Origin of the sequence: Saccharopolyspora sp. NPDC000359, assembly GCF_040300525.1 — a bacterium.
Lineage (GTDB): Bacteria > Actinomycetota > Actinomycetes > Mycobacteriales > Pseudonocardiaceae > Saccharopolyspora.
Map to the genome: position 1 here is coordinate 60,185 of NZ_JBEPDU010000006.1, position 12,996 is coordinate 73,180.

The window sequence follows — 12,996 nt, forward strand, 5'->3', positions numbered from 1 at the left end:
CCCCAGCGGCGTGCCAGGATCTCCAGACGTGCAGCTGCTCCGGTTCCGCGACAAGGACGTCCCCCAGGACCGCCCCCTGGTGATGGCGATCGTCAACCGCACCCGCGACTCGTTCTTCGACCGCGGCCGGACCTTCGAGGTCGACGCGGCCGCCGAGGCGGTCGACCGGGCGGTGGCCGACGGCGCGGACATCGTGGACATCGGCGGGGTCCGGGCCGGGGCGCAGGGCGAGACCGTGGACGCCGCCGAGGAGGCCCGCCGGGTGGTGCCGTTCGTGGCCGCGGTGCGCGAGCGGCACCCGCAGCTGGTGATCAGCGTCGACACCTGGCGGCACGAGGTGGCCCGTCAGGTCTGCGAAGCCGGGGCCGACCTGCTCAACGACACCTGGGCCGGGGCCGACCCGGCGCTGGCCGAGGTGGCCGCGGAGTTCGGCGCCGGGGTGGTGTGCTCGCACACCGGCGGCCTGCCGCCGCGCACCGACCCGTACCGGGTCCGCTACGCCGACGTGGTCGCCGAGGTGACCGCCGAGCTGGTCGAGCGGGCGGAGCGGATGGTGCGCCTCGGGGTGCCCCGGGAGGGCGTGCTGATCGACCCGACGCACGACTTCGGCAAGAACACCTGGCACGGGCTGGCGCTGCTGCGCCGGGTCGACGAGCTGGTGGCGACCGGGTGGCCGGTGCTGATGGCGCTGTCCAACAAGGACTTCGTCGGCGAGGCGCTGGGTGCCGCGGTCGACCAGCGGTTGGAGGGCACCCTCGCGGCGACGGCGGTCGCGGCCTGGGGCGGGGCGAAGGTGTTCCGCGCCCACCACGTCCGCGAAACCCGCCGGGTGGTGGACATGGTCGCGGCCATCGCGGGCACCCACCCACCGGACCAGGTCCTCCGAGCCCTCGCCTGACACCCCGGTGCTCCCGCAGTTTCAATTGAAACTGCGGACCACCTCGCGTGAATGTCGCAGTTTCAATTGAAACTGCGAGTTGCCGTGGGCGGGGAGCGCAGTTTCAGTTGAAACTGCGGTCTAGGGGGTGCCGACGGCGCGGTTGAGGAGGTCGGTGAGGGCCGGGAACGGGATGTCCGGACGGACCTCCCGCAGCAGCGGGACCAGGCGCAGCCAGCGCGACTGCACCCGGCGCGGGCTGAGCGGGTCGCGGGACAGCTCGTCCACCAGCTCCACCAGCCGCCAGTGCGCCTCGTCCCGGGCCATGACCGGTTCCGGGTGCTGGTCGACCACGTCGACCAGCTGGGCGAGGTAGTCGCGGACCTGGACGCGTGCCTCCTCGTGCGGCGCGTAGGTCGTCGCGGCGTCCAACCGCGAGGCCCCGGACCCGGTGGCCGGGGCGCTGTAGTCGGGCACGGCGCACGCCTCCTGGTTGCTCGCGCGGCTCATCCGACTCCGCAGTGTGCTCGAAGTTCCCGGTCATCAACGCCTTTCCCAGTTCACGCCACCCGAACGGCGCACTGTGATCGAGGTCATCACCGGCCGGATCGCGAAAGGACTTAGGTCCTCTTGTGCAAGAGCGGTGACAGTGGTCGGAAATAACCGTAGAGTCGCTACTTGTGAAGGCTGATGCGCTCCGCGGCCACCTCGATGCCCTCTTGCTGGCCACGCTCGACGGCAGGGCATTGCACGGCTACGCGATCATCGAGGCGCTGCAAGAACGCAGCGGTGGTGCCCTCGACCTGCCCACCGGCACGGTCTACCCGGCACTGCGGCGGCTGGAGCGCGCCGGGTACGTGCAGAGCACCTGGAGCACCGTCGGCGGCCGCCAGCGGCGCACCTACCGGCTGACCCAGGCCGGGGTGCAGACGCTGCAGGCCGAGCGGCGGGCGTGGCGCGAGTTCACCAGCGCCATCGAAGGCGTCCTGGAAGCGGCCCCCGCCAAGACCTGACCGTGGCCGCGGCGGCTCGCCGTCCGTGCCACGATTGACGACCGTGGCTAGTGCGCTCATCTACCTCTTCGCGGTGCTCGCCGTCGCCGCGGTGGTGTACCTGCTCGCGACGCTCGTCTTCGGGCGCGGCGAGGAGCTGTCCCCGCTGCCGCCCGGCTCGACCCCAACCCGGCTGCCCCCGGCTGACATCGAGGGCTCCGACGTGCGCGCGCTGCGGTTCCAGCAGGTCCTGCGCGGCTACAAGGCCTCCGAGGTGGACTGGGCGCTGGAGCGGCTGGCCGGGGAGATCGACGAGCTGCACGGCCGCATCGCGGTGCTCGAGCGCCAGCTCGACGTCGCGGGCGAGCAGCTGCAGGAGTCCCGCTCCGCGCGCGGCGACGACGCGGAGGGCTGAGCGGTGCGCCCGGTCGAGCTGCGCCTCGGCGTCCCGGTCCAGGCCCCGCCCGAGGTGGTGTGGGCGGCCGCCACGGACTGGGCGCGGCAGGGCGAGTGGATGCTCGGCACCGAGGTTCACCCGGTCGGGGACGCCAGCGGGCCGGGCGGGCGGCTGGTCGCGGTCACCGGGTTCGGCGGCGTCGGGTTCGTGGACCGGATGGAGATCGAGGCCTGGGAGCCGCCCCGGAGCTGCCGGGTGCGCCACGTCGCGGAGCCGGTTGTCGGGGTCGGCGGGTTCGATGTGGTCCGGTGCGGGAACGAGGCGTCGACCTTCGTCTGGTGGGAGCGGCTGACCCTGCCGACCGGCGCGGCGCTGGCCTGGCCGGTGGTGCGGCCCGCGTTCGCCTGGGGCTTGCGCCGGTCGCTGGCCTCGTTCGCGCAGTTCTGCCGCGAGTACGACAGGAGAGGGACGTGAGTGGATCCGGCGCCGTGCTCGGCGCGGATGGCAAGGCCCGGTGCCCGTGGGGCGCGGGACCGGAGGACTACACCGAGTACCACGACCAGGAGTGGGGCGTCCCGCTGCGCGGTGTCGTGGAGCTGTTCGAGCGGATCACCCTGGAGTCGTTCCAGTCCGGGCTGTCCTGGCTGACGATCCTGCGCAAGCGCGAGGCGTTCCGCAGCGCCTTCGCCGGGTTCGAGCCGGAGAAGGTGGCGGCCTTCGACGACGCGGACCGGGAACGCCTGCTCGGTGACGCGGGCATCGTCCGCAACCGGGCCAAGATCGACGCGGCGATCAACAACGCCCGCGCGGTCCTGCGGCTGGACCAGCCGCTGGACGACCTGCTCTGGTCGTTCGCCCCGGAACCCCGCGGCCACCACCTGGCCAGGTTCGAGGACGTCCCGGCGACCACCCCGGAGTCCACGGCGATGGCCAAGGAGCTCAAGCGGCGCGGCTTCGCCTTCGTCGGCCCGACGACCTGCTACGCCCTGATGCAGGCCACCGGCATGGTCGACGACCACCTCGCCGACTGCTGGCGCGCCGAGTCCCGGTAGGTCGTGAGTGCGTAACAGTGTTCGAACACTGTTACGCACTCACGACCCCCCGGCGCAGGCCGCCACGATGTGAGATGGGCTGGTTGGCGGAATAGCTGGTTCCGCGCCGTTGTCGGTCCTGTCGTGAGCCATCTCTTCGAACCGATCAAGCTGCGCGACCTCGTCATCCGCAACCGCGCCTGGGTCTCCCCGATGTGCCAGTACTCGGCGACCGACGGCGTGCCCAACGACTGGCACCTGGTGCACCTCGGCCAGTTCGCCACCGGCGGCGCCGGGCTGGTCATCTCCGAGGCCACCGCGGTGGTCCCGGAGGGCCGGATCAGCCCGCAGGACACCGGCCTGTGGAACGACGAGCAGGTCGCGGCCTGGCGCCGGATCACCGACTTCCTGCACTCCCAGGGCGCGGCGACCGGTGTGCAGCTCGCGCACGCCGGGCGCAAGGCGTCCACCTCCGCGCCGTGGGAGGGCGGGCAGACCGTCCCCGCGTCCGAGGGCGGCTGGGAGACGGTCAGCTCGACCAGCAACGCCTTCGGCACCAACGCCGCGCCGCGCGCCCTCACCGAGGCCGAGGTGGCGGAGCTGCCCGCCCAGTTCGCGGCGGCCGCCCGCCGGGCCGAGCAGGCCGGGTTCGACGTGGTCGAGCTGCACTTCGCGCACGGCTACCTGGCGCACCAGTTCTACTCGCCGCTGGTCAACGACCGCACCGACCGCTACGGCGGGGACTTCGACAACCGGGTCCGGGTGCTGCTGGAGATCACCGACGCGGTCCGCGAGGCGTGGCCCGCGGACCGGCCGCTGTTCGTACGGATCTCGGCGACCGACTGGGTCGAGGGCGGCTGGACCGGTGAGGACTCGGTGCGGCTGGCCCGGCTGCTCGCCGAGCGCGGGGTGGACCTGGTGGACGCCTCGACCGGCGGTGCGGTGCCGAAGGCGGACATCCCGGTCAGCGCCGGTTACCAGGTGCGCTTCGCCCGCCAGGTGCGCGCCGAGGCGGACGTGCCCACCGCGGCGGTCGGCCTGATCACCTCACCCGAGCAGGCGGAGGAGATCGTCGCCTCGGGTTCGGCGGACGCGGTCCTGCTCGGCCGCGAGCTGCTGCGCGACCCGCACTGGCCGCTGCGCGCGGCCGACCGCCTGCACGCGGACAACATCTGGCCGAAGCAGTACGAGCGCGCCCGCCGCGTCTGAGGTTCCGGCCGAGGAGGCGGGCACCGCTGAGCTGCGGCGCCCGCCATGGCGCGCTTCGTCCACTGTGGATCTCCAGGGGTTCTGGCGCGAAGCCTCCCGGGCTGGTGTTCGACTCGCGTAACCTCGGCGCAGGAAATCCTCGGACGTGAGATGAGCATGCGTACAACACCAGTCACAGCCGCCGCCGCGCTGGCTCTCACCGGTCTGCTGCTCACGGGGTGCTCGACCTCGGACGACGACACCCCTGCACCGGAAGAGGAAGCGCTGGTCGGCCCGACCCTGGCCGGGTTCGACCCGTGCTCGGCGCTCTCCCAGAGCGATCTGCAGCACGTCGGGGTCACCGAGCCCGGCGAGCAGGCCGACGAGGACGGCGAGGTCGGTTGCAACTTCCGCGGCGACGACGAGTTCCTGCTGCGGATCTCCAAGGCCGAGACCACCGGCCTCGACGCCTGGCAGCGGCAGCGCGGCGGCTTCAGCAGCTTCGAGCCGAACACCGTCGGCTCCCGCCCCGGCATCAGCGCCGTGCCCAGCGGTTCCTCGGAGTTCTCCTGGTGCCGGCAGATCGTGGCGTCCGGCGAGGGCTCGGTCTCGGTGGAGCTCAAGTACAACGCCGACACCGGACCGGCCGACCCGGAGACCTGCGCCAAGGCCCTGGAGATCGCCCAGGTCCTGGAGCCCGGCCTCCCCTGACACGCGCGGAACCAGCACCCCGGGCAGGGGTGCCGGTCGCGCGCTGGGGGATCAGGTCGCGAGCTGCGCCTGCCACATCCAGTGCGCCTTCTCCAGCTCGGCCGCGATGCTGATCAAGAGGTCCTGGGTGACCAGGTCGGTCTTGTCGGACTCGTCGATGCGGGCGCGCAGGCGGCGGATCAGCTCGCCGAGTGCTCGGGTGATCGCCTCGATCACCTCCTTGTCGCTGCGCCAGTCCGAGTCGAACTTCGGCAGCCCGGAGCCTTCCGCGACCGTGGTGGCGCGGCCGTCCGGTGAGACGCCGATGGCGGCGGCGCGCTCCGCCACGTCGTCAGCGAAGCCTCGCGCGGAGTTGACCAGTTCGTCGAGGTGCAGGTGCACGTCGCGGAAGAACCGGCCGACGACGTTCCAGTGCGCCTGCTTGGCCACCAGGTGCAGGTCGATCAGGTCGAGCAGCGTCGCTTGCAGCAGCTTGCCGGTCGTGTCCTGGTCCTGGTCGTTGAGCGGGCTGGTGATGGGAGCCTTCTGGGCCATGAGCGGTGCAACCTCCTAGGACGCGAGTTGCCTCTCAATCGAGGGTGCTGCTTCCGGAGGTCCCACGCACCTCGAGCGGCTGCGGATCGTGACCCATCGCACCCGCACCGCAGCGATCAAGGCCGGTTCGCGAACTCCACGACCTGGCGGCCGATGGTGCGCAGCACGGTGGCGACCTTCTCGTCAGCGCACTCGCCGCCGGACTCGAAGTGCGTCTCCGCGGAGTTGATCGCGCCGCCGAGCGGTGTCGGCCAGCCGCGCAGCGCGTGCACGACGGAGCGCAGGGCTTGCAGCGTGGTGACGGTGGCCTGCCAGCCGTGCGCGATGCCGATGCAACCGACCGCGCGGCCGTCCAGGTAGGGCCGCTCGTCGCCGCGCAGGTCCTCCGCGTAGTCCAGGGCGTTCTTGATCAGGCCCGAGACCGTGCCGTGGTAGCCGGGCGAGGCGAGGATGACGCCGTCGGCGCTGCGCAGCGCGTCCACCAGCTCCAGCGCGTAGTCGGTGCGCTCGGTCAGCTGCGGGTCGTAGAACGGCAGGGCGAGGCTGCTGCCGGTGATCGCGTGGACCTTGGCACCGGCGTCCCGGGCCCCCGCCAGCGCCGCGTGCAGCGCGCGCTCGGACTGCGAGTCCGGCCGTACCGAACCGCCGATTCCCACCACGGTCACCGTCATGCGTTGATCCTTCCACCCGCTCGTCGCACTTGTCCTCCCCCAGCGGACGTCTCGTCACGCTACGACTTCGAGTCCGGTCGAGGTCAAAGCGCGCAGCGGTGCGCTGGAACACAGCTACTGGCAGGTAACCCCAGTGGGCTACTTCCGGGTAACCTCGGTCCTCCCTGCTGCCTTCCCCGGGAGGTCCACGCCCATGCCCAAGGCCCTCGAACTGGTGCGACCGAAGCTGGAGGCCGCGGCCCTGCGCGGCGTCTTCGCACTGCCCCGCCCGGTGCGACGGCTGATCGCCGGACCGGCCATCCACCTGGACGGCCAGGAGCTCGCACTCGACGCCCAGCTGCTGCTCAAGCTGCAGGAGCTCCGCGGGCACGCGCGACTCGCCGCCGCCACGCCGGAGCTGGCCCGCGCGGCGATGCGCCAGGGCACCCGCTTGACCGCGAGGGCCCCGGTCGACGGCGTGGTGGCGGCCGACCGGCAGATCCCGACCGCGAACGGCGCCCTGGCCGCCCGGCTCTACCGGCCCCGCGAGCTCACCGGCACCAGCCCGCTGCTGGTCTTCTTCCACGGCGGCGGCTGGGTCATCGGCGACCTGGACACCCACGACGACCTGTGCCGGTTCCTGGCCAAGCACGCCGGTGTCCGGGTGCTGTCGGTCGACTACCGGCTGGCCCCGGAGCACCCGTTCCCGGCCGCGCTGGACGACAGCCTCGCCGCCTACCGCTACGCCGTGGACAACGCCGCCGACCTGGGCACCAGCAGCGACGCGATCGCGGTCGGCGGGGACAGCGCGGGCGGCAACCTGGCCGCCTCGGTCGCCTTGGCCGCGACCCGCTCCGAGCTGGCCGCACCGGTGTTCCAGCTGCTGATCTACCCGGCGGCGGACGCCACCACCCGCCGCCGCTCGCGGGAGCTGTTCAGCAACGGCTTCCTGCTCACCGACGAGGACATGACCTGGTTCATGGACCAGTACCAGCCCGCGGAGGACCTGCGCGCCGACCCGCGCCTGTCGGTGCTGCTCGCGGAGGACCTGAGCGGCCTGCCCCCGGCGTGCGTGGTGACGGCCGGGTTCGACCCGCTGCGCGACGAGGGCGAGGCTTACGCGGCGCGGCTGGCTGAGGAGGGGGTGCCGGTGGTCAGCCGCCGGTTCCCGGACCTGATCCACGGCTTCGCCAACCTGCGCGGCGTCGGTGACCGGTTCCAGGAGGCGCTGTTCGAGATCGTCGGCTCCCTCCGCGCGGGACTGTCCCTGCGGGCCCGGTAGCTGCTCACGGCGGAGGCGTGGACGGGTCGGACAGCCACGCCTCCGCCCGGGGCGCGGGTGGTCCCGGACAGCCGCCCGCCGGTGCCGCGGCGGGACGGTTGATCTTCGGCCTTGGCGGTGTCGCGTGGGGCTCGAAGCAGTAGCCGACCGCCTCACGGGATGCGTTCCCATCCTTGGATTGCGTTGCGACGCGTGCGGGACCTCGCCGCCGCAGGGGCTTTCCGGGGTACCACCGGACCAGCTCCGGCGCTGGTGCAGTTGGCCTAGCGGTCGTCGTAGGCCTCGCGGGCGGCGTCGATGTCGGGGAGGTGCGTGAGGCTCCATTCGAGCAGCGGTGCGGTGGCCTCGCGCAGGGTTCGGCCCATCGTGGTCAGCTCGTAGCTGACGTGCGGCGGCATGACGTTGTGAACCGTGCGCGTCAGGATCCCGTCGCGTTCGAGGTCGCGCAGCGTCACGGTGAGCATGCGCTGGCTGATGCCGTCGATGCTGCGCTTGAGCTCGGTGAAGCGCAGCGGCCCGTCCTTGAGCATGCGCACGATCAGCAGCGCCCACTTGTCCCCCACGATGCCGAGGACTTCGCGGGCGCGGCACGGGTCCTGCACGGTTACCTCCTGGGAACCGGGGCACCTCGAAGTGCCGTATTGCCTGGTGCGGGTAGTGCGGATCACGATGATCCCGGTTACTGCAAGGTACTGGGGCTCGACTCGAGGAGGAACCGCACCACCATGGCCACATTCCTACTGGTGCACGGCGCCTGGCACAGCGGGCGCACCTGGGACCGGCTGGTCCCCTTGCTGGAGTCGGCCGGGCACCGGGTGCTCGCACCGTCGCTGACCGGGCACGGCGACAAGGCGCACCTGCTGGGCCCCGAGGTCGGGCTCAGCACCCACGTGGACGAGGTCGTCGCGCTGGTCGGCACCGAGCCGCTCGACGACCTCGTGCTCGTCGGGCACAGCTACGCCGGGATGGTCATCTCCGGGGTCGCCAACCAGGTCCCGGGGTCGATCGCGCACCTGGTGTTCCTCGACGCGATGACGCCCGAGGACGGCGAAGCCGCCATCGACGTCCACCCGATCACCAAGCAGCTCGTCGACAACGCCGTGGACGGCTGGCGGGTGCCGCCGATGCCCGAGCAGCCGCCGCCGCTCGGCCTGTTCGGGGTCACCGACCCGGACGACGTGGCCTGGTTGCGCTCGACGCTGTCGGACCAGGCGGTGCGGTGCTTGCAGGAGCCGGTCCGGCTGGACAACCCGGCCGCGCGCGCGATCCCGCGCACGCACATCCACTGCGTCGGGAGTCGGCCCGCGGGCATCACCCGGCGCCCCGTCCCAGCAGGCGAGCGGGTGCGGGAGCTGCCGACCGGCCACGACTGCATGATCACGATGCCCGACGAGCTCGCCGAGCTGCTGCTCGAGGTGGCCGGGGCGGTCTCCTCGGTCGGCGCTGGCGGGTACCCGGCGCACCGCAGCAGGCGGGAGCGGGTCAGCGGTCGGGGTTGAGCAGTTCCCGCAACTTGGTGAGGAGGTCCTGCCTCGTCGCGGCGCCGAGGCGTTGCTTGATCCGGCTCATGTGGTGCTCCACGGTCTTCGCCGAGATGAAGAGGCGCTTGCCGACCTGCTTGTAGGTCAGGCCCGCCAGGACCAGTTCGGCCACTTCCTTCTCCCGCTCGCTGAGCATCCCGCCCTCATCGCCGCGGACCGCGCGGGGGCGCGGGGGTTTGCCCTGCAGCGCTCGGGCGCATTCGAGCAGGGCCAGCATCGCGCGGCGGTCCTTGGTGCGGATCGCAGCTTGCCCCGCCAGGCGGGCGCCGTCCCACGCCAGGCCCGCCGCGTGCAGGCCCCGGGCCGTCCGCTCGACCTCGTCCTGGTCCACCTGGCCCGCGAGGATTCCCAGCCACACGCGGGCGGCTCCGCCCATCGCCGCGGCCAGCGGGTTGTGGTGGGCCATGCTGGCCAGTTCCGCCACCCGCTGCTGGGCCGTGTCCAGCTCGTCGAGGACGATCGATGCTTGGAGGCGCTTCCAGGTCAGCATCGACGTCCAGAGCGGCGGGTTGCCGAGCCGGTCGAGGAGGGCCAGGGCTTCGGTCAGGTACGGGTCGATCCAGTCCTGGTCGCGCAGGCGGGCCGCCGCGACCACCAGTTCCCCCAGCGGGAGCAGGGCGAACAGGTCCACCGAGTGCTCGGCCACGACTTGGCGGGCGTGGCCGCGCGCGGCGGCGAGGGCGGCCATGTCGTTGTCGCGGTTGGCGATCCCGGCTTCGAGCGCCGTGGCCAGCAGCCGGTCCCGGGTGGTCAGCTCGCCGGTCGGCAGCTTCGCGCGGGCCGCCACCGTGTCGCCGCGCACCAGCGGCAGCCATGCCGCCAGCAGGCGGTGTCGGTCGCGCAGCAGCGGGCCGCCGGTACCGGTGTCGACCGCTCGCTCCAATGTGGACGCTGCGACGTCCAGCTCACCGCAGTGCAGCGCGACCAGCGCCGCCACCGACGCCGGGGAGTCCGGCAGCAGCACGCCGCGCCCCACCGGTTCCGACAGCGATGCCGCTCGCACCAGGGTGGACAGCGCGGCGGAGGCCGACCCGGTGACCGATTCGCGGACCCCGGCGGCCAGTTGGACGGCGGCGCCGGTCATGGACGTCGGCGGACCTGCGTCGTCGGCGGAGCCCAGCAGCTCGTCGGCGTCGGCCAGGCGCCCAGCGCCGATCAGGCCGACCGCGGCGAAGGCCCGGTCACCTGGCCAGCGCAGCCGCCCCACCGACCAACGGCACATCTCCGCCGACCGCTCCAGCAGTCCGCGCTGCGCCAGCACGCTCGCCGCGACCTGCACGCCGATCTCCCGGTCCGGGACGTCCGCGTTGACGATCACCTGGTCGGCCAGCCGCAGCGCCTCGTCCAGCTCCCCCGCCACGGCCGCGGCCCGCGCGCGGCGGGCGGCCACGGAAGCCGCCGGGGCACCGGCCGACACCGCGGCGTCGAACAAGCGCGGCGCCAGCTTCGGCGCGCCCAGCAGGGCTTCTTCCCCGGCCTGCTCGAACGCCTTGGCCAGCGTCGCTTCCGGCAGCAGCGCGATCTCGGACCCGAGCAGCGGGCTCACCAGCGGCAGCACCGGGCCACCTCGGGCCAGCTGGGTCTCGACCAGGCGGCGGGTCACGCGGAGCCGCTGCTCCCACGGTGTCAACCGCAGCACCGCCGCGCGCACGATCGGCAGCAGCACGTCGTTGGCCGCGACCAGACCGCCCGAGCGCACCGCCAGCAGCGCGGCCCCGACCGCGGCGGGGTCCAGGTCGAGCAGCGCTGCGAGCAGGTCAGGGTGGGGGGTCGCACCGACCGCCATCGCCGTCACGCACGCCTGCCCGGCTTCGCCGAGCTGGTCCAGGTCGTGCTGGAACTGGTCGAGCGCACGCGGCGGCAGTGCCGCGACACCCGGCTCGACGGCGCTCAGCACCCGGCTCACGTAGCGGGGGACGCCACCGGTCTGCGCGTGCAGCCAGCGGATCCAGTCCGCCGACGCGGTGCCGACCTCGACGGCCAGCTCCTCCGGGCTGAGCGCGGAGAGCAGCACCGGCGCGCCCAGCTCCCCGATCAGCTCGCCCAGCTCCTCGGGTCGCGGCCCCGGCCGGTAGGCGACCAGCAGGCGGGCGCCCGGCCGCCGGGCGACCTCCACCAGCTCGGCGAGCACGGACCCTTCGAGGCGGTGCGCGTCGTCGACCAGCACCGCGCCCTCGTCCGCCCGGTCCAGCTCGGCCGGGCCGAGCACCGGCACCCCGGCCGACCGGTAGGTCTGCGCCAGCTCGGTCAGCAGCGCGGTCTTGCCGTAGCCGCCAGGGCCTTGGACACCTGCGGTGATCGGCGCGGACGGGGCGGTGGCGACCGCCGACCGCAGCCCGGTCGCGTGCCCGTCCAGCAAGGAGGTCGTCGAGTGGTTCACGCCTGCCGTCCTTGTCAGTCCGTCACCGGCTCTGCTGGAAGAGGCCCAGCAAACCGCCGCCGGTGGGGGGAGTCGGCCAGAGGAAGGTGAGCAGCAGGCCGCCGATGATCAACGCGGCGGCCACGGACAGCTTAATGATCTTGATCCGGCGCGCGCGGTCCTCGTCCGGGGGTTCCAGCGGCATCGGCTCCACCTCGATCGGCGGGCGCGGCGCCGCCGGGATCTCGACCTCGTCCTCGTCGAAGTCCGAGCCCTCGATGCGCACCAGCACGCTGGTCTCGCCGACCGGGCCCTCGTCAACGTCGGTGGACAGCAACTGCACCGCGGCCGACGCGGCGCCGCTGGCTGCCGCCAGCTCCGGCGAGACGTCGACCTGCGGCGGCACCTGCAACCGCTCGGCCACCAGCTGCTTGAGCAGCGGGACCCGGGCTGTGCCGCCGGCCAGCACCACCGCGTTGAGGTCGTCCTGGGTCAGCGTCGCCGACTGCACCGCCTGCAGGACCAGCTCCGGCACCCGCTCCAAATGGGGCCGGGCGAGCTGCTCGAACCGGGAGCGGGACAGCGCGAACTCGGTGCGCACCCCGGGCAGCTCCACCCGCACCTGCGTCCCGGCCTGGTGCGACAGCGCCTCCTTGGCTCGGACGCACTCGGCGCGCAGGTGGACCAGCGCGGCTCGCTGGTTCAGGTCGGCGAGGTCCAACGCGTCGAGCCGCTCGCCGAACTCCGCGCGCACCGCGGCGAAGACCTCGTCGTCCAGGTCCTGGCCGCTGGGGTGGTCCGCGGTCAGCGAGGAGCCGACCACCTCGAAACCGCGCTGCCTGCGGCGCAGCACCGTGGCGTCCATCCCGCTGCCGCCGATGTTGGCCACCGCGATCGGTTCGTGCTCGGGGACCCGTTGCTTGGCGGCGTAGTCCAGTGCCACCGCCAGCGGCTCCGGGACCATCGTGACCTCGTTCAGCCCGAGCTGCGCCAGCGCCTGCTGCACCAGTCGGACGCGGTGCGGCCCCCAGGTGGCGCTGTGCGCGATCGCGATGTGCTCGGCCGGGTGCCCCTGCCGGGCGGCCACCACGTCGGCGACCCACTCGACCATGGTCGCCACCAGGCGCTGGGCGGGGACGAACTCGCTGCCCACCAGCAGCGGCAGGTCGTCGCCGAGGCGTGCGGTGAACCCGCGCACCACCCACTCGTGGTGGGCTATCTCCTGGCGCTGGGCGGCCTCCCCCGCGACGTACGAACCGTCCTGCACCTTGCACAGCACCGTCGGCACCACCGGCCCAGCGGCCAGCGGGGCCGGGGTCGCCGCGGCCCACCTGCTGCCCTCGCGGCGGGCGATGGCGGCGGTCGTGGCCGTCGCGCCGAGGTGGACGCCGAGGACGTAAGGCATGCAATCCCTTCGTGTCACCGATCGGCCAC

General features: G+C 73.0%; 15 protein-coding genes. 9 read left to right on the forward strand and 6 right to left on the reverse strand.

Features of this window, described 5'->3' with window-relative positions; translation table 11 throughout:
- The first annotated feature begins 28 nt into the window (after positions 1–28).
- On the forward strand, positions 29–898 hold the full coding sequence (gene folP, locus ABT324_RS06220; RefSeq protein ID WP_351172499.1) for a dihydropteroate synthase: 870 nt from the start codon (positions 29–31) through the stop codon (positions 896–898).
- Positions 899–1,018: 120 nt separating this feature from the next.
- Here folP and ABT324_RS06225 read toward each other — a convergent pair whose 3' ends face one another.
- Positions 1,019–1,387 carry a hypothetical protein gene (locus ABT324_RS06225; protein WP_351172501.1) on the reverse strand — a complete coding sequence of 123 codons (369 nt, stop codon included), beginning with the start codon at positions 1,385–1,387 and terminating at the stop codon, positions 1,019–1,021.
- A gap of 170 nt (positions 1,388–1,557) precedes the next feature.
- On the opposite strand from ABT324_RS06225, the gene ABT324_RS06230 reads away from it, so the two are divergent.
- The 6 genes from ABT324_RS06230 (at position 1,558) to ABT324_RS06255 (ending at position 5,196) form a co-directional block, all read left to right on the forward strand.
- Positions 1,558–1,890: a PadR family transcriptional regulator gene (locus tag ABT324_RS06230; protein WP_150065560.1), complete on the forward strand. Its 333-nt coding sequence runs from the start codon at positions 1,558–1,560 to the stop codon at positions 1,888–1,890.
- A gap of 43 nt (positions 1,891–1,933) precedes the next feature.
- Positions 1,934–2,284, forward strand: a complete 351-nt coding sequence (locus ABT324_RS06235) for a DivIVA domain-containing protein (RefSeq protein ID WP_150065289.1) — start codon at positions 1,934–1,936, stop codon at positions 2,282–2,284.
- Positions 2,285–2,287: 3 nt separating this feature from the next.
- On the forward strand, positions 2,288–2,740 hold the full coding sequence (locus ABT324_RS06240; RefSeq protein ID WP_351172504.1) for an SRPBCC family protein: 453 nt from the start codon (positions 2,288–2,290) through the stop codon (positions 2,738–2,740).
- Positions 2,737–3,318 (forward strand): DNA-3-methyladenine glycosylase I, encoded by a 582-nt coding sequence (locus ABT324_RS06245; protein ID WP_351172507.1) that lies wholly within the window; start codon positions 2,737–2,739, stop codon positions 3,316–3,318. The genes ABT324_RS06240 and ABT324_RS06245 overlap by 4 nt, the downstream gene beginning before the upstream one ends.
- Positions 3,319–3,441: 123 nt before the next feature.
- Positions 3,442–4,506: an NADH:flavin oxidoreductase/NADH oxidase gene (locus ABT324_RS06250; RefSeq protein ID WP_351172510.1), complete on the forward strand. Its 1,065-nt coding sequence runs from the start codon at positions 3,442–3,444 to the stop codon at positions 4,504–4,506.
- Positions 4,507–4,662: 156 nt separating this feature from the next.
- Entirely contained in the window at positions 4,663–5,196 is a 534-nt protein-coding gene (locus ABT324_RS06255) for a DUF3558 family protein (RefSeq protein ID WP_351172513.1), read from the forward strand.
- 51 nt (positions 5,197–5,247) lie between these two features.
- On the opposite strand, the gene ABT324_RS06260 is transcribed toward ABT324_RS06255, so the two are convergent.
- Together ABT324_RS06260 and ABT324_RS06265 are read right to left on the reverse strand one after the other, a co-directional pair.
- Complete coding sequence (locus tag ABT324_RS06260) at positions 5,248–5,730, reverse strand: Dps family protein (RefSeq protein WP_351172516.1); 483 nt, start codon at positions 5,728–5,730, stop codon at positions 5,248–5,250.
- A 116-nt stretch (positions 5,731–5,846) separates the two neighbouring features.
- The gene (locus ABT324_RS06265) at positions 5,847–6,401 is read right to left on the reverse strand and encodes an NADPH-dependent FMN reductase (protein ID WP_351172520.1); all 555 of its coding nucleotides are present in this window, start codon (positions 6,399–6,401) and stop codon (positions 5,847–5,849) included.
- 193 nt (positions 6,402–6,594) lie between these two features.
- Here ABT324_RS06265 and ABT324_RS06270 point away from each other — a divergent pair, with 193 nt between their 5' ends.
- Positions 6,595–7,662, forward strand: coding sequence for an alpha/beta hydrolase (locus ABT324_RS06270; RefSeq protein WP_351172523.1), 1,068 nt, complete (start codon positions 6,595–6,597; stop codon positions 7,660–7,662).
- A 263-nt stretch (positions 7,663–7,925) separates the two neighbouring features.
- Here the strand turns inward: ABT324_RS06270 and ABT324_RS06275 are convergent, their stop codons facing one another.
- Positions 7,926–8,264 (reverse strand): winged helix-turn-helix transcriptional regulator, encoded by a 339-nt coding sequence (locus ABT324_RS06275; RefSeq protein WP_351172526.1) that lies wholly within the window; start codon positions 8,262–8,264, stop codon positions 7,926–7,928.
- 123 nt (positions 8,265–8,387) lie between these two features.
- On the opposite strand from ABT324_RS06275, the gene ABT324_RS06280 reads away from it, so the two are divergent.
- Positions 8,388–9,161, forward strand: a complete 774-nt coding sequence (locus tag ABT324_RS06280) for an alpha/beta fold hydrolase (RefSeq protein WP_351172529.1) — start codon at positions 8,388–8,390, stop codon at positions 9,159–9,161.
- On the opposite strand, the gene ABT324_RS06285 is transcribed toward ABT324_RS06280, so the two are convergent.
- Together ABT324_RS06285 and ABT324_RS06290 are read right to left on the reverse strand one after the other, a co-directional pair.
- Complete coding sequence (locus tag ABT324_RS06285; protein WP_351172531.1) at positions 9,145–11,583, reverse strand: helix-turn-helix transcriptional regulator; 2,439 nt, start codon at positions 11,581–11,583, stop codon at positions 9,145–9,147. The two genes, ABT324_RS06280 and ABT324_RS06285, sit on opposite strands and share 17 nt — an antisense overlap.
- A 22-nt stretch (positions 11,584–11,605) precedes the next feature.
- Positions 11,606–12,967 (reverse strand): Hsp70 family protein, encoded by a 1,362-nt coding sequence (locus ABT324_RS06290; protein WP_351172534.1) that lies wholly within the window; start codon positions 12,965–12,967, stop codon positions 11,606–11,608.
- Between the last annotated feature and the right edge of the window lie 29 nt (positions 12,968–12,996).

What these genes read in the sequence shown, in the direction of transcription:
- ABT324_RS06225 (WP_351172501.1), bottom strand. Translation starts at nt 1,387, where the DNA reads ATGAGCCGCGCGAGCAACCAGGAGGCGTGCGCCGTGCCCGACTACAGC.
- ABT324_RS06255 (WP_351172513.1), top strand. Translation starts at nt 4,663, where the DNA reads ATGCGTACAACACCAGTCACAGCCGCCGCCGCGCTGGCTCTCACCGGT.
- ABT324_RS06260 (WP_351172516.1), bottom strand. Translation starts at nt 5,730, where the DNA reads ATGGCCCAGAAGGCTCCCATCACCAGCCCGCTCAACGACCAGGACCAG.
- ABT324_RS06265 (WP_351172520.1), bottom strand. Translation starts at nt 6,401, where the DNA reads ATGACGGTGACCGTGGTGGGAATCGGCGGTTCGGTACGGCCGGACTCG.
- ABT324_RS06270 (WP_351172523.1), top strand. Translation starts at nt 6,595, where the DNA reads ATGCCCAAGGCCCTCGAACTGGTGCGACCGAAGCTGGAGGCCGCGGCC.
- ABT324_RS06280 (WP_351172529.1), top strand. Translation starts at nt 8,388, where the DNA reads ATGGCCACATTCCTACTGGTGCACGGCGCCTGGCACAGCGGGCGCACC.
- ABT324_RS06290 (WP_351172534.1), bottom strand. Translation starts at nt 12,967, where the DNA reads ATGCCTTACGTCCTCGGCGTCCACCTCGGCGCGACGGCCACGACCGCC.